At 65.2% G+C, this 20,339-nt stretch carries 20 protein-coding genes and 1 pseudogene; 9 read left to right on the forward strand and 12 right to left on the reverse strand.

The genetic code is table 11. The features are described from left to right. Nucleotides 1-86 precede the first annotated feature (86 nt). Nucleotides 87-2,444, forward strand: coding sequence for a TonB-dependent receptor (locus ACE103_RS33440; protein ID WP_375776495.1), 2,358 nt, complete (start codon nucleotides 87-89; stop codon nucleotides 2,442-2,444). A 59-nt stretch (nucleotides 2,445-2,503) separates the two neighbouring features. Here ACE103_RS33440 and ACE103_RS33445 read toward each other — a convergent pair whose 3' ends face one another. From ACE103_RS33445 to ACE103_RS33455, 3 genes are all read right to left on the reverse strand, one after another. After that, nucleotides 2,504-2,821: an EthD family reductase gene (locus tag ACE103_RS33445; protein WP_223969438.1), complete on the reverse strand. Its 318-nt coding sequence runs from the start codon at nucleotides 2,819-2,821 to the stop codon at nucleotides 2,504-2,506. A gap of 113 nt (nucleotides 2,822-2,934) precedes the next feature. Beyond that, a complete protein-coding gene (locus tag ACE103_RS33450; protein WP_375776496.1) occupies nucleotides 2,935-3,447 on the reverse strand; it encodes a GNAT family N-acetyltransferase in 513 nt (170 codons plus the stop codon). Between the two features lie 39 nt (nucleotides 3,448-3,486). Further along, on the reverse strand, nucleotides 3,487-3,975 hold the full coding sequence (locus tag ACE103_RS33455) for an NUDIX domain-containing protein (protein ID WP_375776497.1): 489 nt from the start codon (nucleotides 3,973-3,975) through the stop codon (nucleotides 3,487-3,489). A gap of 147 nt (nucleotides 3,976-4,122) precedes the next feature. Here ACE103_RS33455 and ACE103_RS33460 point away from each other — a divergent pair, with 147 nt between their 5' ends. After that, the gene (locus ACE103_RS33460) at nucleotides 4,123-5,010 is read left to right on the forward strand and encodes a metallophosphoesterase family protein (RefSeq protein WP_375776498.1); all 888 of its coding nucleotides are present in this window, start codon (nucleotides 4,123-4,125) and stop codon (nucleotides 5,008-5,010) included. A 61-nt stretch (nucleotides 5,011-5,071) separates the two neighbouring features. Here the strand turns inward: ACE103_RS33460 and ACE103_RS33465 are convergent, their stop codons facing one another. The 3 genes from ACE103_RS33465 to ACE103_RS33475 form a co-directional block, all read right to left on the reverse strand. Then, a complete protein-coding gene (locus tag ACE103_RS33465; protein ID WP_375776499.1) occupies nucleotides 5,072-5,842 on the reverse strand; it encodes a glycine-rich domain-containing protein in 771 nt (256 codons plus the stop codon). A 74-nt stretch (nucleotides 5,843-5,916) separates the two neighbouring features. Further along, a complete protein-coding gene (locus ACE103_RS33470) occupies nucleotides 5,917-6,492 on the reverse strand; it encodes a hypothetical protein (RefSeq protein ID WP_375776500.1) in 576 nt (191 codons plus the stop codon). 209 nt (nucleotides 6,493-6,701) lie between these two features. Then, nucleotides 6,702-6,911, reverse strand: a complete 210-nt coding sequence (locus tag ACE103_RS33475) for a hypothetical protein (protein ID WP_375776501.1) — start codon at nucleotides 6,909-6,911, stop codon at nucleotides 6,702-6,704. A gap of 243 nt (nucleotides 6,912-7,154) precedes the next feature. Here ACE103_RS33475 and ACE103_RS33480 point away from each other — a divergent pair, with 243 nt between their 5' ends. Further along, on the forward strand, nucleotides 7,155-8,597 hold the full coding sequence (locus tag ACE103_RS33480) for a short-chain fatty acyl-CoA regulator family protein (RefSeq protein WP_375776502.1): 1,443 nt from the start codon (nucleotides 7,155-7,157) through the stop codon (nucleotides 8,595-8,597). Nucleotides 8,598-8,629: 32 nt separating this feature from the next. On the opposite strand, the gene ACE103_RS33485 is transcribed toward ACE103_RS33480, so the two are convergent. From ACE103_RS33485 to ACE103_RS33495, 3 genes are all read right to left on the reverse strand, one after another. Continuing rightward, nucleotides 8,630-8,896 carry an iron oxidase gene (locus ACE103_RS33485; protein ID WP_375776503.1) on the reverse strand — a complete coding sequence of 89 codons (267 nt, stop codon included), beginning with the start codon at nucleotides 8,894-8,896 and terminating at the stop codon, nucleotides 8,630-8,632. 462 nt (nucleotides 8,897-9,358) lie between these two features. Beyond that, nucleotides 9,359-9,790, reverse strand: a complete 432-nt coding sequence (locus ACE103_RS33490) for a hypothetical protein (protein WP_375776504.1) — start codon at nucleotides 9,788-9,790, stop codon at nucleotides 9,359-9,361. Between the two features lie 127 nt (nucleotides 9,791-9,917). Continuing rightward, the gene (locus tag ACE103_RS33495) at nucleotides 9,918-10,586 is read right to left on the reverse strand and encodes a serine protease (protein ID WP_375776505.1); all 669 of its coding nucleotides are present in this window, start codon (nucleotides 10,584-10,586) and stop codon (nucleotides 9,918-9,920) included. Between the two features lie 290 nt (nucleotides 10,587-10,876). Here ACE103_RS33495 and ACE103_RS33500 point away from each other — a divergent pair, with 290 nt between their 5' ends. Continuing rightward, nucleotides 10,877-11,290 (forward strand): nuclear transport factor 2 family protein, encoded by a 414-nt coding sequence (locus tag ACE103_RS33500; protein WP_223969449.1) that lies wholly within the window; start codon nucleotides 10,877-10,879, stop codon nucleotides 11,288-11,290. 266 nt (nucleotides 11,291-11,556) lie between these two features. Here the strand turns inward: ACE103_RS33500 and ACE103_RS33505 are convergent, their stop codons facing one another. Then, on the reverse strand, nucleotides 11,557-11,892 hold the full coding sequence (locus ACE103_RS33505; RefSeq protein ID WP_223969450.1) for a GYD domain-containing protein: 336 nt from the start codon (nucleotides 11,890-11,892) through the stop codon (nucleotides 11,557-11,559). A gap of 421 nt (nucleotides 11,893-12,313) precedes the next feature. On the opposite strand from ACE103_RS33505, the gene ACE103_RS33510 reads away from it, so the two are divergent. Then, nucleotides 12,314-12,685, forward strand: coding sequence for a hypothetical protein (locus ACE103_RS33510; protein WP_375776506.1), 372 nt, complete (start codon nucleotides 12,314-12,316; stop codon nucleotides 12,683-12,685). Nucleotides 12,686-12,932: 247 nt separating this feature from the next. After that, complete coding sequence (locus ACE103_RS33515; protein WP_223969452.1) at nucleotides 12,933-13,883, forward strand: aldo/keto reductase; 951 nt, start codon at nucleotides 12,933-12,935, stop codon at nucleotides 13,881-13,883. 205 nt (nucleotides 13,884-14,088) lie between these two features. Here ACE103_RS33515 and htpX read toward each other — a convergent pair whose 3' ends face one another. Further along, on the reverse strand, nucleotides 14,089-15,021 hold the full coding sequence (gene htpX / locus ACE103_RS33520) for a zinc metalloprotease HtpX (RefSeq protein ID WP_223969453.1): 933 nt from the start codon (nucleotides 15,019-15,021) through the stop codon (nucleotides 14,089-14,091). A 207-nt stretch (nucleotides 15,022-15,228) separates the two neighbouring features. Further along, nucleotides 15,229-16,881, reverse strand: a complete 1,653-nt coding sequence (locus ACE103_RS33525; protein WP_375776507.1) for an ATP-binding protein — start codon at nucleotides 16,879-16,881, stop codon at nucleotides 15,229-15,231. Nucleotides 16,882-17,066: 185 nt separating this feature from the next. Between ACE103_RS33525 and ACE103_RS33530 the strand changes: the two genes are divergently transcribed. From ACE103_RS33530 to ACE103_RS33540, 3 genes and pseudogenes are all read left to right on the forward strand, one after another. Continuing rightward, on the forward strand, nucleotides 17,067-18,422 hold the full coding sequence (locus tag ACE103_RS33530) for a lytic murein transglycosylase (RefSeq protein WP_375776508.1): 1,356 nt from the start codon (nucleotides 17,067-17,069) through the stop codon (nucleotides 18,420-18,422). A gap of 302 nt (nucleotides 18,423-18,724) precedes the next feature. Continuing rightward, nucleotides 18,725-19,228: a DUF1993 family protein gene (locus tag ACE103_RS33535; protein ID WP_375776509.1), complete on the forward strand. Its 504-nt coding sequence runs from the start codon at nucleotides 18,725-18,727 to the stop codon at nucleotides 19,226-19,228. Nucleotides 19,229-19,611: 383 nt separating this feature from the next. Continuing rightward, nucleotides 19,612-20,211 (forward strand): annotated as a pseudogene (locus tag ACE103_RS33540) (SDR family NAD(P)-dependent oxidoreductase); the annotation flags it as partial. Between the last annotated feature and the right edge of the window lie 128 nt (nucleotides 20,212-20,339).

The following is a 20,339-nucleotide window of genomic DNA, read 5'->3' on the forward strand; positions in this document are numbered from 1 at the left end:
GCGGACGGCCGCGTCACAGTTGCGGCCTGCTCCAGCAGGGCAAATCGGGATCGATCCGTCATTTCGACGGCACCTGGATCGGGACAATGACATTTCAGAAGAAACGAGCGCTCCACATCGGAGGCGCGAGCTGGCTGCTGCTCGGCGCAATGCATAGCAGCGCGCTGGCCGATGACACGCCGACGCAACTCCCTGACATCACGGTGACGGCGCCAAGCCCGATCCAGCGGCATCGGACTGTGCCAACACGCACGCCGGTTCACGTCGGCCGGGCTGCGCCGAGCCGCGATCGCGATCGCGCCGCAGCAGCGCAAGCGGCGCCGGCGCCTGCACCTCAGCAGGGCGTACTGCCCGTCGTCACCGACCAGTTCGCAACGGTCACCGTGGTGCCCAATGAGGAACTGCGGCGCGCCGGCGGCGCCACGCTGGGCGACCTCCTGTTCTCCAAGCCCGGCATCACCGGTTCGAGCTTCGCGCCCGGCGCATCGAGCCGGCCGATCATCCGCGGCCTCGACGTCAACCGCGTCGGCATTGTCGAGAATGGCCTCGGCGGCGGCGGCGTCTCGGATCTCGGCGAGGATCATTTCGTGCCGATCGATCCGTTCTCGACCAACCAGATCGAGGTGGTGCGGGGACCTGCCGCGCTGCGCTACGGCTCGACCTCGATCGGCGGCGTGGTGAGTGCCACCAACAACCGCATTCCCGACGCGATGCCGGCCTGCGCGGCGGCGCCGTTCCAGAGCTACGGATTACCGGTGAAAACGCCGCTGGCCGACACAGGCGCGCCCGGTTGCCTCAATGTCGAGAGCCGCACGTCCGTCAGCTCGGTCAATCGCGGCGTCGAGGGCGGCATGCTGCTGGACGCCGGCGGCAACAATGTCGCAGTGCACGCCGACGTCTATGGCCGCACCAGCAGCGACTACAGCATCCCGAGCTATCCGTATCTGTTCGACCAGACCCGGCCGGTGAACGGCCGCCAGCCGAACTCCGCGACCCAGTCGGATGGCGCATCAGTCGGCGCGTCCTACTTCTTCCAGGGCGGCTTTATCGGCGCGTCGATCACCCAGAACGACTCGCTCTACCACATCCCCGGCATCGACGGCTCCGATCACCGGACCCGGATCGACGCGCATCAGACCAAGATCGCGGTCAAGGGCGAGTACCGGCCCGATGCGGCTGCGATCGACGCTGTGCGGTTCTGGGTGGGCGCGACCGACTATCGGCACAACGAGCTCGGCCTCGCCGATCCGGCCGACCTGTTCAGCGACGGCGTACGGCAGACCTTCACCAGCAAGGAGCAGGAGGCCCGTGTCGAGGTGCAGATGATGCCGTTCGATGCGCGCTTCGCCACGGTGACCACGGCGTTCGGCCTGCAGGGCGGACACCAGGAGCTGACTGCGCCGAGCCCGGACAACCCGGGCACGCTGTTCAACGGACTGTGGAGCCCGAACAACAACAACCGCATCGCGGGCTACGTGTTCAACGAGTTCAAGTTCACGGACTCGACCAAGGCGCAGGTCGCTGGCCGCATCGAGCATGTCGAGCTGCACGGATCGACGCCGGATTTCCCGGCGGACTTCCTGCCGGACGGCGTGCCGCAAAGCTCGGTTTCACGCAATCCGTCCTACACGCCGGTCAGCGGCAGCGTCGGTTTGATCCAGAACCTGCCCGGCGACCTCGTCGGCAGCATCACGGCGCAATATGTCGAGCGTGCGCCGAAGCCGGCGGAGCTGTTCTCGCGCGGCGCGCATGACGCCACCGCGACCTTCGACATCGGCAATCCGAACCTGACCATCGAGACCGCGAAATCGGTCGAAATCGGCCTGCGCAAGGCGACCGGCCCATTCCGCTTCGAGGCCACCGCCTACTACACCCGCTTCAGCAATTTCATCTATCGCCGCCTGACCGGGGTGATGTGCGGCAGCGATTTCGACTCCTGCGGCAATGGCGATCCCGGCAACGAGGGCCGCCAAGCGGTCTATTCGCAGCGCGATGCGACCTTCCGCGGCGCCGAATTCCAGAGCCAGCTCGACATCGGCCCGCTGAACGGCGGCATCTGGGGCATCGAGAACCAGTTCGACGTGGTGCGCGCCACCTTCACCGACGGCAGCAACGTGCCGCGGATTCCGCCGGTGCGGCTCGGCGGCGGCGTCTACTGGCGCGACAGCAACTGGTTCACCCGGATCAACCTGGTGCACGCCTTCGCGCAGAACGATATCTCTGTGATCGGCGAGACGCCGACGGCGGGCTACAATCTGCTGAATGCGGAGATCACCTACAATACCAAGCTCAATCAGTCATGGATCGGCGCACGCGAGATGACGCTTGGCCTGGCCGGCAACAACCTGCTCAACCAGAACATCCGCAACTCGGTGTCCTACACCAAGGACGAGGTGCTGATGCCGGGCCTCGGCGTGCGGGCCTTCGCCAATCTGAAGTTCTGAGACAAGCGCGATCCCTCTGCCGCACGCGGCTGAGGGATGTGCCTTGAAGCCCGCGCCGTTCAGTGGCCGACCACGACTTCGCTGATCTGAATCACCGGCTGCAGATCGGTGTAATTCGGAATGTCGCCCATGATCTCCGGGGCGTGCTTGCCCATGGCGGCCCCGAAGGCCTCAACCGAGTCAGAGAAGATGTGGCACATCCCGACATAGGTGGCGGGCGTTCCCGGAGCGCCGCCGGCGAGACCCTTGTCGACGGTGTAATATTTGCAGGCGTCGCCGAGCCGCGCCTTCACCAGCGGCATGTGCTTGTCGCGATAATATTCGTGATCAAACCGCGCGCCGGGCTTGTTCGGATACATCACACTGACCTTGATCATGGCGCGCACTCTCCCTGTTGATATGACATGCGCCGGTCTTGTCCCGGCGCTTGCCTCAACTGTGCTTCAGTTTCCGAGAGCGCGCAACCGTTCCGGCAACACTCGCGGAAACGTCAGATCGCCTTGCTCCAGTCCGGCTGGATCGGCCCGGACACACCCTCGGCAGCGCCGTCGACCAGTTCCATGACAAGCAGGCGACTGTAGTCGACCGGGCCGGGCATCGTCATCAGTCCCTTCGGGACCGGTTTGAAGCCGACCCGCGAATAGTACGGGGCGTCTCCGACCAGCACGATCAGCCGATGGCCCTTTGCGCGGGCGTCGTTGATCGCGCGCTCGAGCAGCGCGCGGCCGACGCCGCGGCTGCGGAACGGCGGCTCGACCGTCAACGGCCCGAGCATCAGGGCCGGCGTATCGCCGATCGTGACCGGCAGCTGGCGCACCGAACCGACCAGCAGCGTACCGATCCGCGCCGTGAAGGAGACGTCGAGCAGATGATCGACGTGCTCGCGCAACCGGTAGGCGCTGAGCGCGAAGCGGCCGGGCCCGAAGGTGCGCTCGAGCAGGCGCTCGATCGCCTGGGCGTCTTTCGGGGTCTCGGGCAGGATGGTCAGGGACAGTTCAGTCATTGTGGGGCGCGGGATAGCATCTGGCGCGGGCGCGGTCCATCACCGCCATGTGGCAGGCGCGGGCTTGCCCTCGAGCACCTCCGCGACCCGCAGCCGCGTACCGGGGGTGGTGTCGTCAGGCAGGTCAGCCGGATCGAAGAAACCGCAGGCCACGATCTCGCGATTCGGCTCCGGCAGACGGTCCTGCCGGTAGTTCCTGACGACATAGACTGCGACATGATCGCGCGGCGAGACGTGGCTGTTGTGGAAGATGCCGTGCAGCACCGGCGTTCCGTCGAACTCGATCCGCCCTTCCTCCTCGAGCTCGCGCCGCAGCGCTTCGATAAAACTTTCACCGACCTCGACCCCGCCGCCGGGCAGATACCAGCCATGGACATAGCTGTGCTTGACCAGGAACACCTTGTTGTCGGCGTCGAGCACCACGGCGCGGACCCCGAGCGTCATGCCGCGGGCCAGCCGCCAGTAGAAATGAAACACCCACCTGAGCTGCGGCTCGCAGCGTTTGCGTAAATCCTCAAGGACCGTCACTGAACCCTCGACACCATGGTGTTTGACCCATGCTTTGATCCTTGCGCGGCCGCGCAGCTCTTGCCAATACAGGGCAGGACGTTCGGGATAGCACGACATGACCGGTGGCCGGCCACTTTTCACCGACAATCCGAAGGGAATCGCGTGATGGCGGTGTTCCGTCTCGCGCATCTGTCGGACCCGCATCTGCCGCCGCTGCCGGCCGCGCGGCTGCGCGATCTCGCCGGCAAGCGCGCCTTCGGCTATTTGAACTGGACGCGCAACCGTCACAAATATCATCGGCGCGACGTGCTCGACACGCTGGTGTCGGACATGCAGGCACAGCAGCCGGACCATGTCGCCGTGACCGGCGACCTCGTCAATCTGGCGCTGGATGCCGAGTTCAATCCGGCGCGGCAATGGCTCGAGGGTGTCGGCGGCGCTGCCGACGTCACTGTCGTCCCAGGAAATCACGACGCCTATGTGCGCGCGACCCGGCATCGCTTCGTCAGTCACTTCGGCGACTATCTGCGCGGCGACGCCGATGGCGCGGCGACGCACTTTCCGTTCGTGCGCCGCCGCGGCCCGGTGGCGCTGATCGGCGTCTCCTCGGCAGTGCCGACGCCGCCGCTGATGGCGACCGGCTGGCTCGGCCATGCCCAGCTCGGCGCGCTGGATACGATCCTCGCACAGCTGTCGCGGGAGGAGGCCTTCCGCGTGCTGCTGGTGCATCACCCGCTGCACTCCGACGGGCGCGCCAAGCGGCTGACCGATTCGCATCAGCTGCTGGCGCTGCTCAAGCGACATGGCGTCGAGCTGGTGCTGCATGGCCATGATCACATCCATTCGACGATGTGGTTCGACGGCCCCGAGCGGAAGATCCCGGCGATCGGCGTGCCGTCGGCATCGGCGCTAGCGCGCAAGCACTATCCGGCGGCGGCCTACAATTTGTTCTCGATCGAGCGTGACGGCAATGGCTGGCGCTGCGAGCAGACCGTGCGCGGCCTCGGCGCTCACGACGGCATACGCGAGCTCAGGCAAGTGCGGCTATCCTAGAGCATTTTGTATCGACGCGTTTTCTTCACGCGAACCGGTGTCCACTTCGCTCGAAAACGCTCTAATCACCGCCCCCGCCGCCACCACACCCACCGCCGCAGCCGCCTCCGCTGTCGCCGCCACCCCCACCGTCGCCACCGCCTCCATCACTGCCGCCGTGGCCACCATCGCCGCCATGGCTTCCGTCACTGCCGGCATCGCCAAACCCCGCCGACGATCCGTCGATCGACGAGTCGGAGAAATCGCCGCCGCAATACGGACTGCTGCCGCCGATGCCGCTGCGGCGCAGCGCTTCGCAGTCGGTGTGATAGATGAAGCCGCCCGCAATGTTCAGCTTGGCGTCGAGCGCGAACAACAGCGGCAGCCGCGTCGGCCTGACGGGATCGATGTTCTCGTATTTGCAGCAATACCACCAGACCCGCCGCAGCCCCTCATTGCTCCGGCGCCGCTCCTTCACCAGCACGACCGCTGGCGTGTGATGCAGGAAGCTGCCGAAGGCGCGGCGGCAGAACGCGTCGTACTCGCGGGTGTAGAGAATGAATTCGTGCCAGAGGTCGTCGGCCGCCTGCGATGGCATCGAGACGTAGCGCTTGCCGCTCATCAGATAGGCGAGGAAGAACTGCCGCAGGCCGCGCGACACCAGCGCGCTGTCCTTGCGGGCGAAGCCGGGGTGATGCTTCTCGAGCCGGGCCAAGAGGCCGGCCGGCCACTTGAAGGTGCGGATATATTCGGCGCGCCGCAGCGTCTGCCATTTGCCGAACAGCACGGCGCTACCGACCACCGCGGCACCCGCCAGGGCGCCGAAAAATGCCGAGGCGGGTGTTATGACCACGATGCCCCCGCCCCTTCCTTCATTTGAGCATGATCTTTTTCGGAAAACCGCTTCGCACTTTTCCGGATCATGCCTTAGAAATTCTGCAAGCTCGCAAGCAGCGCAAAGCCGAACAGCGCCAGCGCGCCCAGGATGAAGCCGAGCACGAACGTACCGACCCCGCCGCGGCGCTTCGGCGCCGCCACCGGTGCGGGCGGCGGTGCCGGCGGCTCGGCAACCGGAAGCGGCGTTGCCACCATCGCATGCTCGCGCTCGATCATGCGCCGCGCGACATAATCGGTGACCGCATCGACGATCACGGCCACGTCGTGCGATTCGGCGAGCACGATGCGGCCGAACCTTGTGTCCTGCACGAAGCGGTAGATGCGCTTGTCGCGGCCCATCAGCACATGCGCGACCACGTCGATCCACAGTCGCGGCGTCTCGCCCTGGCTGATGCCGCGGTCGAACAAATCGACCTTCTCCGGCACCTGCGCGAACAGCGGATCGAGCGCGTCGTTGAGGATCTCGAGCCGCGCCACCTCGGCGTCGCGCAATTCGACCACGACGCCGGTGCGATCGGCCGCCTCGATCCGCGCCCGCCGCAGCGCCTCTCGCAGAGTCGGCCGCATCTCGCGCGCCTCGCTGCCGGTGTTGTGCGGATCGGACATGCCTTACGGCCTCGTGGTGACAGGTTGCCTTACCCATTAACCTATCAGCAACCATGACGTCCGCAAAGCACGTTGGTTCCCAAGCACTTAGGTGGCCACTTATCCCCAGCTGAAAGATCTCGACATTGTCCCAAAAGCGGTCGACCCCACCCGGATGAACCGGATGGGGCCGCCGTCCTTGGACGTTTCTTAGCTCAGAAATTTTGGTGTCAGGCCAAAACCCGCGACGGCTCCTCGACGATCGAGAAGCGCACGCCGGCCTTGTGGCGGCTCTCTTCCGAGACTTCCTTCCAGCACTCTTCGGCTTCCTTGCGGGTCTTGAACGGACCGCGGACCTGGGCGGAGCCTTCGACGAGCTTGTGGAAATTCATCGAGCCGAACTCGCCGCCGATCACCCAGAAATTGCTGCTCTTGCTCATCGTCAGTCTCCTCCAAAAAATCCGGCTGCCTCTGCTCAGCGGCCTGAATTCTGATCCCCGCGACCTGCTCGCCGCACCGACATTCTTGACAGAGCATCGCGAAGTGCGTGTCAGGAGATAAACGCGAAAAGGCGAACTTCGTACAGATGCCTTGTTTTTTATTGGTGATGTCATGTAACATCTGAACTTGTAATAAATGTCAATTTGTAAATCTTGTCACGAAAACAGGTCAGGAAGGCTGTCATGCCTGGCGAGTCGGGAAAGAAGCTGTTCGTCGGTCCGCGGTTCCGGCGGATCCGCCAGCAATTGGGGCTGTCGCAGACCCAGATCGCCGAGGGGCTCGGCATCTCGCCCTCCTACATCAACCTGATCGAGCGCAACCAGCGCCCGGTGACGGCGCAGATCCTGCTGCGGCTGGCCGAGACCTACGACCTTGATCTGCGCGACCTCGCCACCGCCGACGAGGACCGCTTCTTCGCGGAACTCAACGAGATATTCTCCGATCCCCTGTTCCGCCAGATCGACCTGCCGAAGCAGGAACTCCGCGATCTCGCCGAGCTCTGCCCCGGCGTGACGCATGCGCTGCAACGGCTCTATGCCGCCTATACCGAGGCGCGTCGCGGCGAGACGCTGGTGGCGGCGCAGATGGCCGACCGCGAGGGCTCGCAGTTCGACGCCAACCCGATTGAGCGGGTGCGCGACCTGATCGAGGCCAACCGCAACTATTTTCCGGAGCTCGAGACCGCGGCGGAAAATCTGCGCGACGAGCTCAACGTGCCCACCGAAGGCCTGTTCACGGCGCTCGCCACGCGGCTGCGGGAAAAGCATTCGATCGTCACCCGCGTCATGCCGGTCGACGTGATGCGCGAGACGCTGCGCCGCTTCGATCGGCATCGCCGGCAGATCCTGATCTCCGAACTCGTCGACAGTGCCGGCCGCAGCTTCCAGCTCGCGCTGCAGATCGGCTATGTCGAATGCGGCGCCGCGATCGATGCGATCGTCAGTCGCGCCGGCCCGCTCGACGACACCGCGCGCCGGCTCTACCGCATCACGCTCGCCAATTATTTCGCGGCAGCCGCGATGATGCCCTATCAGGCATTTCACTCCGCGGCCGAGGCCCTGAGCTACGACGTGCACGTGCTGGCACAGCGCTTCAACGCCGGCTTCGAGCAGGTCTGCCACCGCCTCACCACGCTGCAGCGGCCGAACGCGCGCGGCGTGCCGTTCTTCCTGTTGCGGGTCGACAATGCCGGCAACGTGTCGAAGCGATTTTCCTCGGGCACCTTCCCGTTCTCCAAATTCGGCGGCACCTGCCCGCTCTGGAATGTGCATTCGACCTTCGACATGCCCGACCGCCTGCTGAGCCAGGTGATCGAGCTGCCGGACGGCACGCGCTACTTCTCGATCGCGCAGACGGTGCGGCGGCCGGTAGCGCCCTATCCGCAGCCGCAGCCACGCTTTGCGATCGGGCTCGGCTGCGAGATCCGTCATGCGGCCAAGCTCGTCTACGCGACCGGCATGGATCTGGAGAAGGTCGAGGGCACGCCGATCGGCGTCAACTGTCGGCTCTGCGAGCGCGAGAATTGCAGCCAGCGCGCCGAACCGCCGATCACGCGCAGCCTGATCCTGGACGAGACCACGCGGCGGGTGTCGTCGTTCGCGTTCTCGAATGCACGGGAGCTGTGAGGCGGTGTACCTCTCCCTCAGAGGCGCAAGACTCAATCGACGGCGGCAAAGGCCTTGCACCAGCCGTCCTTGCGGATGGCGCCCTCCACCACCTTGCAGCCGTCGGGCGCAACGAACAGCGTGCACAGTCCGCAGGAGTAGATGCCGTTCGGCGTGTCCTGGTATTCGGCTTGCGGTTTTGTCATTTTGTCGGAGGCTGCGGCGGGTCGCAGCAGCAGTGCCGCGGGAAGTCCGGAGATGGCGACGGCGATGAACGCCCGTCGCGAACATTCAGACTGTTGTTTGGCCATGGTGTTCACCCCATGCGTCGTCCCGGCGAAAGCCGGGACCCATACTCCGCGGCGGCCATTGTAACCGCGACTCGTGGTTCCAGCATCGCGCAACAAGCAGCATTTTTGGTTGTGCGGGGATGGCGGGATTGTTCTGATTCAAGTGTCAACAATTACGCGGTGTCATCACCCGCGAAAGCGGGTGATCCAGTATTCCAGAGACGGCACTGCTTGAACCGAGAGGCCGCGGCGTACTGGATCGCCCGGTCGAGCCGGGCGATGACAGGTACATTGGGAACGCACCGGGGCTGTGCCGTCGAGTAAATCAGCACTTGAGGCGCAACTCCTCTCTCCCACGTCATCCCGGGGCGCGCCTGTTGGCGCGAGCCCGGAATCCATCATGCCGCATAACTCGTGGATCAATGGATTCCGGGCTCTCGCTTCGCTCGCCCCGGAATGACCCCAGGAGTGCGGAAGCGCGATCGAACTCGCTCAGGGTTTGCGCAGGTTGAGCGAGAAGCGCAGATTCAGCGGCTGCAACATTTCCGGCGGCGGCGCTTCGCCGACATTGCCGCGCTTCAGGATGGTCCGCAGGTCCTCGGTCGCGCCGGCATCATTGAGCGCCGGAAACGCGACGTGTTCTAAGGTGCCGTCCGGGCTGAGCCAGGCGCGCACCACGAGCATCGGCGGCGGCCCGTTCTCCTTGCCGGAATGCTCGATGACCCAGTTGCGGAAGCGATTGGCGACCGTCTCGTCGGCCGCGATCCATTCCTCGAACCGGTATTTGACCAGCTTGGCAAACTGCGCCCATGACGGCGGCGCCCGTTCCGGATTGCGAAAGTTGGCGTCCTGGGCGTGGCCCGGCGCCGCGGACAGGATCAAGAGGCCGAACGAGAGCACGAGCGTGCCCCGCAAGATGAGCATGGTTCTGGACAAGGGTTGACCGCAGACAGCTGACAGGACGACGCGCGAGCATCGCTCATTGTTGCAGGCATGTGACGCGTGCCGAGATGCTGGCAGCGCGATGCGCGCGGGATGCGGTGCCGCTCAGCTATGGCCGATCTTCCTCCTGGAAGCGGACGCCGTGCGCGGCAAGGAAGGATTTGGCGTGCACGGCATCGACCGCCAGTACGCGATCGACCGTGGTCCTGCGGCTCACCACCCCTTCGACAAGGCCGCGGGAATCCAGCACCGGCGCGCCGCTGGTGCCGAAGGTGACGTTCGAGCGCAGCACGAGGTGCTCGGGATCGCGCAGCGTGGTATCGACGAACGCATTGCCGAGCGATCCGCCATGCGCGAGGATCGGCTTCAGCCGGTCATAGGCCTCGGCAAACACCATGTCGTTGGCAACCGACGTATTCGCGCGCGGGAAGACCGCCGCGAGACCGAGCGTGCGCGGCACCTTGATCAATGCAATGTCGCTCGCAGCCAGCGCCACCGCGCGCGCCGCGACGGCCCGGCCCTCCTTGCTGACGACAATGCGGGCGCAGTCCGCGACCGCATGCCGCGCGGTCAGCATATGTCCGAGATCGTCGACAAAGAACGCGGTGCCGTCGAGCCGCTGGCTGACGTCGCGCGCCATCGGCTTTGCAGCCTCCATCTGTCGCGCCGGCTGAAACGGAGAGAATGGCACTTGCGCCATCACCCGCGGCGGCGTGAAGCCAATGAGCGCGCAGCCGATCGCAATACCGCCGGCCAGCCGGACAACGCGGACAGGCAATTTCGCGCGCGCCGTCGACGCCGCGCCCAAGATCGAAACCGAGTGATGCACCTTGAGAACCCAACCCGCCCTTCAGCGTCGCCGCGCAAATCGTTGGCCGGCAACGCTTGTACATACACCGCACGTGAAGGCGGCTGAAGACCCCGCGGACGATGCGCCGCGCCGCAACGCTTTCGAACGAACGGCCGTCACGTCGATGCATCAAAATGTGAAACGATGACTTTCCATCATTGCCGTTTCAGGACGGCGGCTGCGACCACATGATCTCAGGAGTCACATGGAGGTCTCAGATGAACGAGCATGCCAGCAAGACCAGCGTCGCGCTCTCGGCGGGCGCAGACGCGAGCCGGATCGAAACGCTGCTCATCCGCAACCTCCCGGAGGTTTTCGGCGAAGGCGATCCGGTACGCCGCAGGGCCGCAATTGAAGAGCTCTACACCGCGGACTGCGTGCTCTACGCGCCGCCAGGCATTCTTGTCGGCCGCGACGCGCTCGACAAGTTCGCCGGCGATCTCCGCGCGACGCATCCGCACTTTGTTTATACGCCGCACGGCGCGCCGCAGGCGCTGCACAATTCGGGACGCCTGGCGTGGGGCTCCGGACCGAAAGGCGAAACGCCGGTCTATACCGGCGTGGATTTCATCATCGCGCGGGACGGCAAGATCGCGGCGCTTTACGTGTATCTGGACTCTCCGCCCTCATGAGCGGAGGCGGCGCGGTGCCGCAATCGCCGCGCCGAAGACGCGCTGAACGAGGCGGCGGACGTCATGCGACGGCACAACCGGCCGGGGCTATGCGAGCCAGCATGCGCGCGCGACATCCGCCTGAGCGACTGCCCATCCGTTAACGCGCCCCGGATCTGCGGCGCGCAACGGCCCTCGCCTCCGCGCGGGACACTGTGAAGCGCCGCCGCGCGCGAGTGACAGCGGTCATCAGATCGATCTGTGCCGCGTTTCGTGGTCCGTGCCTGCTAGCTTCCTGGAGGTGAATAAGCAGCCTTGAGCTTGCTCGCGTGCTGACGCACCACCTTGATCTCGTCCTGCGTGAACAGCCGGACCAGCTTCGCATTCTGGATGGCGCCCGACGCCACGACCACGCCGGTGATGGCAGGCGCCACGGTCGGATCCGGCACGTCGAAGATCACCATCACGCCGGGGCCATCGGCCGCCGTGCTGTACATCGAAATCAGCTTGCCGCCGGCCGTCTCGATCAACTTTTTGGCCGCCTCATACCGATTGGTTGTCGGGTTCTCCATGATGTTGTTGATGGAACGCGGTGTGTATTCCCCTGAGAGGCAGAAATGCATGGCAATCCCTCCACTTGGCTGGGAATGAAAAAATCAGTCGCCCGGGCGTGACCCAGGCAGAAGGTTTTTCGTACTGAAAATGAGACCGTAAGGCCTGCCGATGGCCATTTGCTCTGCCGCGCATTCTCCGGAATTCGGCGTGACCGGTGGCAGCTCGCCGCGCAATCTACATCAAATGACCGGCAAATGAAATTGCGTTTCGCAACGCCGGAAATAATCGCCCCGTCATCGAACGACCATGAAGGGCAGCCCGCCTGACCTGATGCGCGAGCGAGCACCGCCGATCGTCTCTGCATCGGACACAGCGCGACGCCGCGATGCGCACGGCAGAACGAATCTCGTGGCGACAAACGTCCTGTGGTAGATGTCACCCGCGCTCATTGCCGAGCGCGTAGCTCGATTGAACAGGGAGTTTTCAGATATGAATTTCCGTGCATATGGCATTTCAATTGTCGGATTGCTTGCGGCGGTCTCTGCGACGGCGGCTGCGGATTCTCCACCGAGCTATCAAAGCGATCCGGACACCTACAAGGTCATCTTCGAGGATCAGAATTTCCGCGTCATCGCCGCGACATGGAAGAAGGGGACGACAGACAAGCCGCATTCGCACCCGGTGCCGTTCGTGGTCTATCCACTGACCGACTGCACCATTCGCCTGCACAATGCCGACGGCACCACGCGAGACACCCCCAGCAAGGCAGGCACGGCGTTTGCCGGGCCACTCGTGGTATCTCACACCGCCGAGAACATCAGCAGCGACGACTGCAAGGCGGTCTTCGTTGAGCACAAATAGCCGAGCCGCCGGCGGCGACATCTCCGTGATCATCCGTCGGCATTCCGACCGGGCAATGCCGACGGATCCCGTGACAGATGACCCGCAACGCTGCTCCCAAACTGGACAGCAGCGTCGCGCGTTTGCGGCCGGCTCTGGTCGCAACCGCTCGGAAACAGCGCAATGCGGACCCCGGCGTGCCTTGCAAACAAGGCCGATCTGCCTCAGTCTCCCGCGCCTCCCGTCAAGAACAAGAGAAAGAACACTCATGAAGCATCGCGCGCTCGGCCGCTCCGGCCTCACCGTCCCTCCCCTCTGCTTCGGCTGCAATGTGTTCGGCTGGACGGTGGACGAGGCTGCATCTTTCCGGCTGCTCGACACCGTGCTGGAGCATGGGCTGACATTCCTCGATACGGCCGACGTTTATTCGCGCTGGGTGCCGGGCCATCACGGCGGCGAGTCCGAGACGATCATCGGCAAATGGATGAAGGCGCGCGGCAACCGCAACCGCATCATTCTCGCCACGAAGGTCGGCATGGACATGGGTAACGGCAATGTCGGCCTGAAGCCGGACTACATCGCGCGCGCCGTCGAGGACTCGCTGCGCCGGCTGCAGACCGACCACATCGACCTCTACCAGTCCCACAAGGACGATGAGGCGACGCCGCAGGAAGAGACGCTGGCGGCTTACGACAAACTGATCAAGGCCGGCAAGGTCAGGGCGATCGGCGCCTCGAATTTCTCGGCGGAACGGCTCAAAAGCGCGCTGGATATTTCCAGGACGAATGGGCTGCCGCGCTATGAGAGCATGCAGCCCGAATACAGCCTGGCGGAGCGGTCGAGCTACGAAGGCGCGCTGCAACGCGTCTGCGTCGAGAACGACGTCGGCGTGATCACGTTCTTCTCGCTCGCTGCGGGATTCCTGACCGGCAAATATCGCTCGGAGAGCGACTTCGCCAAGAGCCCGCGCGGCACGCGCAGCATTCCGAAATACATGAACCCACGCGGCTTGCGTATCCTCGCCGGCCTCGACGAGGTCGCCGCAGAGACCCACGACGAGCCGGCCGCGGTTGCGCTCGCCTGGCTGATGGCGAAGCCCGGCATCACCGCACCGATCGCCAGCGCCACCAAGCCCGAGCAAGTCGCAACGCTGGTCGCGGCGGCGAAGCTGGAGCTGAGCAAGGGTCAGGTCGAGCGGCTGGACACAGCTAGCGCGTAACGGCGCAGGCTAGGCCTGCTGGCTCTGGCCGCAAAGGCGGAGCGCTCCCTCTCCCGCTTGCGGGGGAGGCTGGGGTGGGGGCTCTCTCCGCGAGTCGTATCATGGGGATAGCCCCCACCCGCCGCGCTGCGTGCGTCGGCCTCCCCCGCAAGCGGGAGAGGCGAAGAAAATACGCGGCTGCAGTTCAAGATGATTTCACCCCGCCCTAGCCCCACGGCCCGCGCTGGCCCGAGGCACCGCCCCACGGGCTGCGTGGCGGGTAGCTGGCGCCGGCCGGGCGCGGCGCGGTCTGGGTGCCGAGCTCGGCGGCGAGCTGCTGCAGCGCGGCGATGCGGTTCGCGGTCGAGGGGTGGGTGGCGAACAGATTGTCAACGCCGCGGCCCGACAGCGGGTTGATGATGAACATGTGCGCGGTGGCCGGATTGCGCTCGGCTTCCATGTTCGGCAGCTGATGCGAAGCGTTCTCGATCTTCGCGAGCGCTGATGCCAGCCACATCGGCTGGCCGACGATGCGCGCGCCGAGATTGTCGGCGGCGTATTCGCGGGTGCGGCTGATCGCCATCTGCACCAGCATGGCGCCGAGCGGCGCCAGGATCATCATCGCGATCGAGCCGACGATGCCGGGGCCGTTGTTGTTGCGGTTGCCCCCGAAGAACATGCCGAACTGCGCCAGCATCGAGATCGCGCCGGCGATCGTCGCGGTGATCGTCATGGTCAGCGTGTCGTGATGCTTGATATGCGCAAGCTCGTGCGCGATCACGCCGGCGAGCTCCTCGCGGCTGAGCTGCTGCATCAATCCCGTGGTGACGGCGACCGCCGCATTCTCCGGATTGCGGCCGGTCGCGAATGCGTTCGGCTGCGCCTCGTCCATCACGAACACGCGCGGCATCGGCAGAGCGGCGCGCTGCGCGAGCTCCGCGACGAGATTGTAAAGCTCCGGTGCCGAACGTGCATCGACCTGGTGGGCGCCGTACATCGACAGCACCATGCGGTCGGAATTCCAGTAGGTGAACAGATTTGTCGCAGCCGCGACGATCAGCGCGATCACGGCGCCGGTGCCGCCGCCGATCAGATAGCCGACGCCCATGAACAGCGCGGTGAGGCCGGCAAGCAGGAGCGCGGTGCGGAAATAATTCATCGTGGTTCCCTCACGGCGAGCGGAATGCTGCCACAACTGACGCCATTGAGGTAGGGATTTTGCCGCGGAAGTCGCAAGGGGAAGGTGTGCGTCGCAGCGACGCGGCGCGGGTTAACGATTGGTCATGTGACGCGATCGGTAGCCCGGATGGAGCGAAGAAACTGCACCGGATTGCGCTTCGCTCCATCCGGGCTACGAACTTGCGAATTACTCCGCCGGCTCCCGCGCGATCACCGCCTCCTCCGCGCGCAGCGCGACCCGCAGCATGCGGGCGAGCTCGGCGCGGCCGTAGGGTTTTGCCAGGAACAGGATGCCCTGCTCGAGCTTGCCGTCCTGGTCGATGGCGTCATCGGTGTAGCCCGAGGTGAACAGCACGCGCAGGCTGGGGCGCCGTTTCTGCGCCTCGGTGGCGAGATCGCGTCCGTTCATCGCACCGGGCATGATGACGTCGGTGAACAACAGATCGACCGGCACGCCGCTGTCGAGCACAGCGAGCGCTTCGCCGCCATCGTTGGCCGAGCGCGTTGTGTAGCCGAGGCTCTCGATCTGGGTCAGCACGTAGGAGCGCACCAGTCTGTCGTCCTCAACCACAAGCACGATCTCCTGCGCGCCGCGCACGTCCGGCTGCTGCCGCTCGGGTGCGGCGGCCGGCGAGAGCACCGCCGCGCGCGGCAGATAGAGCGTCACCCCGGTGCCGCGGCCGACCTCGCTGTCGAGCGCGATATGGCCATTGGACTGCTTGACGAAGCCGTAGACCATGGAAAGACCGAGGCCGGTGCCCTTGCCGACGTCCTTGGTGGTGAAGAACGGCTCGAACACTTTGGCGAGATCTGCTTCCGCGATGCCCTGGCCGTTGTCGATCAGCGCGATCGCGACATAGTCGCCGGCGGCAAGCCCGTCATGGCCGTGCACGTCTGATGGCTTGAGTTCGGCAGTGCGGGTCTCGATCCGCAGCCTGCCGCCCTTCGGCATCGCGTCGCGCGCGTTCAGCGCGAGATTGATGATCGCGGTGACCAGCTCGTTGGAATCGACCAGCGCGCGCGGCAGATCCGGCATCGGCCGAAAATCGATATCGACATGGTCGCCGATGGTCGGCCGTAGCAGCTCGATGGTGTCGACCATCAACGCATTGACGTCGACATCGCTCGGCTGCAACGGCTGCTTGCGCGCGAAGGCCAGCAGATGCCGCGTCAGCGACGCACCGCGCTCGGCGGCGTCGCGGATCAGGCTGGTGATCTCAGTGAGCTGGCGGTTGTGGGTGACCGCCTCGGCCAGGATGTCGATGGTGCCGGTGATGACGGTGAGGATATTGTTGAAGTCGTGCGCGATGCCGCCGGTGAGCTGGCCGACCGCTTCCATCTTCTGCGCCTGGCGGATCTTGCTCTCGTTGACTTCGGCCTCGCGGAAACGCTCGAGCAGGACTTCCGAGCGCTGGCGCTGCCGGCCCTCCTCGGCGAGCGCGACATGCGCCTCGCGCAGCTGCGCCTCGGTCGGGATCGCCAGGATTCTCGGGATCAGCGGCCAGAGCAGCACCGCGGTGAAGATCGAGGCGACGGCGGTCAGCGCCTTGACGATGCCTTCGAGACCGTAGATCGGCACCCACAGCGTGTAGATCGAGAACACATGCGTGAGGCCGCAGGCAAGGATGAAGGCGGCGAACGGCCAGGCCATCCAGCCGAACTGGAAGTCGCGCCGCTTGGAGACGAGGATCGCCAGCGCAAACGGAATCGAGAAATACGAAGCGGCAATGATCGCGTCTGAAATCACGTGCAGCCAGATCAGCTCCGGCTCCCACAACAGGCAGATGCCGTGTGGCGAAAACGTCGACGAATCCAACAGCCGCTCGAGAAAACTCCACATGGGTCCCTCCGGGCGTGATCGATCCGCCGACACCCCTGCCCGCGAATCACTTGGCCGGATCATAGCGGCGGCCCTTCAACCTGCCGAAGCCCAATTGGTCTAACACCAGCACCCCCGTTGTTGCCCGGTGTCGCCCTGGTGTATGCAGGATGGGCCTTGATCCCCTTTCCCAGTCGGTGACATCGATGCCAGCATCTCCCCTCCGCGCCCCGATCACGATCGCAGCGATCGCGGGGGCGCTGGCACTCTCCTCCCTTGCCCTGGCGCAGCAGCCCCTTCCCAATCCCGCAGGGCCCGCCCCGGTCAGGGCGCGCCCGGCCACCACAGCATCGCCAAGGGCTGCGTCCTGCCACAACGGGCAGAGCTTCGATCGCTTCCTCGCCGAGTTGAAACAGAAGGCGGTCGCCGCCGGCGTCTCGCAGCGGACGATCGCGGAGACAGCGCCCTACCTGGTTTACGACCAGGGCATCGTCAACCGCGACCGCGGCCAGCGCGTGTTCGGGCAGATCTTCACCCAGTTCGCCGGTCGCATGGCTGCGAACTACCGCATGCAGCAGGGCCAGCAATACATCCGGACCTACGCGGCCGCGTTCGCGCGCGCCGAGAAGGAGTATGGCGTGCCGCCGGCGGTGATCGCCGCGTTCTGGGGACTGGAGAGCGATTTCGGCGTCCAGATGGGCAATCTGCCGACGCTGAAATCGCTGGTGTCGCTGGCTTATGATTGCCGCCGCTCGGAGATGTTCCAGGGCGAGACCATCGCGGCGCTGAAGATCATCGAGCGCGGCGACCTGACGCCCGACGAGATGATCGGCTCATGGGCCGGCGAACTCGGCCAGACGCAATTCTTGCCGACGCACTATTTCAACTATGCCGTCGACTATGACGGCGACGGCCATCGCAATCTGCTCGCCAGCGGCCCCGACGTGATCGGCTCGACCGCGAACTACATCGCCAACGGATTGAAGTGGCGGCGCGGCGAGCCGTGGCTGCAGGAAGTGCGCGTGCCGCAGGCCGCGAATTTCGCGAATTTCCCTTGGGACCAGGCCGACCTCACCATCAAGCTGCCGCGTTCGAAATGGGCAGCGCTCGGCATCACGCTGACCGACGGCAAGGCGCTGCCGAATGACGAGATGCCGGCCTCGCTGCTGCTGCCGATGGGCCGGATGGGTCCGGCGTTCCTCGCCTACCCGAACTTCGCCGCCTACACCGAGTGGAATAACTCGCTGATCTATTCGACCACCGCCGGCTATCTCGCCGGCCGCATCGCGGGCGCACCGCCGATGCAGCGTCCGCACGCACCGGTCGCGCAGCTGCCGTTCAACGAGATCAAGGAGCTGCAATCGCTGCTCGCGCGTGCCGGCTACGACGTCGGCAAGATCGACGGCGTGCTGGGCCAGGCGAGCCGCAGCGCGGTGAAAGCGATGCAGATGAAATACGGCCTGCCGGCGGATTCCTGGCCGACCGCGGAGCTCCTGGCGCGGATGCGCGGTGGTGGCCGTGCGCAGCCGGCCGCGGATGCAACGGTGCCGGGGACGCGGTAGGGACGTCGTCGGGCTTTCTGGGTAGCAAGCAGTGCTTTTGAACCGTCACCCTGAGGAGCGCGTAGCGCGTCTCGAAGGGTCGACGGCCACCGACCGGGCCGTGCATCCTTCGAGACGCGCTTCGCGCTCCTCCAGCGACAAAGGCGAAGCCTTTGCGCGGGGATGACGGGATTGAGAAGGCACCCCGGGAAACATTTGACCAAGTGTTACAGCCGCCCGCAGTTGTATTCTTCCCCTCGCGGCCCCATGTGCAGCATCGCCGTTCGGCAGATCCGGATTTCATCAGAACAAAGAGCATCCCCATGTCCTTTCATGACGCCGTCGTCCCCGCCTACTTGCAGATCCTCAACAGCCTCAGCGGCGAGCTGACCAAGGCCGAAGCGCATTGCGAAGCGAAGAAGATCGCGCCCGAGGTGCTGCTGGGCTCGCGGCTCTATCCGGACATGCTGCCGCTGACCAAGCAGGTGCAGCTGGTCTGCGATCACGCTGCACGCGGCTGCGCGCGGCTGACCCATAGCGAGGTGCCGTCGACGCCCGACACCGAGAAGAGCTTCGGTGAACTGAAACAGCGGCTGGCGAAGACGATCGACTATGTGAAATCCTTCAAGCCGGAGCAGTTCGACGGCGGCGACACCAAGGACGTCACCTTCCCGATCGGCCTCGATCGCACCATGACCTTGAAGGGCCAGCAATTCGTCAGCGCCTTCTCGTTCCCGAACTTCTACTTCCACGCCGTCACCGCGCACGGCATCCTGCGCCACAACGGCGTCGAGGTCGGCAAGCGCGATTTCCTCGGCGTGAGCTGACGCGCGTCGCGCGTCATTCCGGGGCGTCCGAAGGACGAACCTGGAATCTCGAGCCGCATAACGTCTGGATTCCGGGTTCTCGTTTCGCGAGCCCCGGAATGACTAAGAAACAAATTCCCTACCGCGGGATTTTCCCGCTTCGGCGCGACACGTCGCCTCGCATGCCCAACCGTGCTACTGCTCCCTGACAACAACAAGACGTCAGGGAGCACGCCATGTCGACCCACGCACCGAAAGCCATCGATCCGTCCGCCTCGCTACATGCGGAATCGCTCGGGCTTGCCAAGAACCACGGCCGCCTGGCCGGCCGGCGCATCATCGTGGTCGGTGCGGGACAGCGCACAACCGTTGACGAAGAGCCTCCGATCGGCAACGGCCGCGCGATGAGCGTGCTGTTCGCGCGCGAGAGCGCCGCGGTCGCCTGCCTCGACGTCAACCGGGAGGCGGCCGACAACACCGTCGCGCAGATCACAGGCGAAGGCGGCAAGGCCTTCACCGATGTGGTCGATGTCTCCGACGTCGCTGCAATCGCGCCTGCGGTCGAACGCTGCGCGCAAAAGCTCGGCGGGCTCGACGGGCTGGCGCTGAATGTCGGCATTTCCTCCGGCCTGTCGCTGCCCAAGATGACGGCGGAAGCCTGGGACCGCGACTACGCCGTCAATGTGCGCAGCCACATGCTGTTCGCGCAGAAGGCGCTCGAGGTGATGGCGCCGGGCGGCGCGATCATCCTGATCTCCTCGATGGCGAGCCAGCGCGCCGGCGGCCGTAACCCGGCCTATGAATCCTCCAAGGCGGCGCAGATCGCGCTGGGACGGGCGATCGCGCGGGCCGGCGAGGACAAGGGCATTCGCTGCAATGTGATCGCGCCCGGCTTCATGGACACGCCGATGGGCCGCGATGCCAGCCGCAGGCGATCGGATCGCGCCGTGACGGTACCTTTCGGCCGCCAGGGCACCGGCTGGGAGGTCGCCTATACTGCGCTGTTCCTGATTTCGAATGAATCATCCTATGTGAACGCGCACACGCTGTTCCTCGATGCCGGCCACATGGGCGGAATTGTGCGCGGCTGGCCTGCAAACTGGGCATATCCCGGCCATTGCGCTCGTCGCGG

The sequence above is a fragment of the Bradyrhizobium sp. ma5 genome (genome assembly GCF_042258955.1).
GTDB lineage: Bacteria > Pseudomonadota > Alphaproteobacteria > Rhizobiales > Xanthobacteraceae > Bradyrhizobium.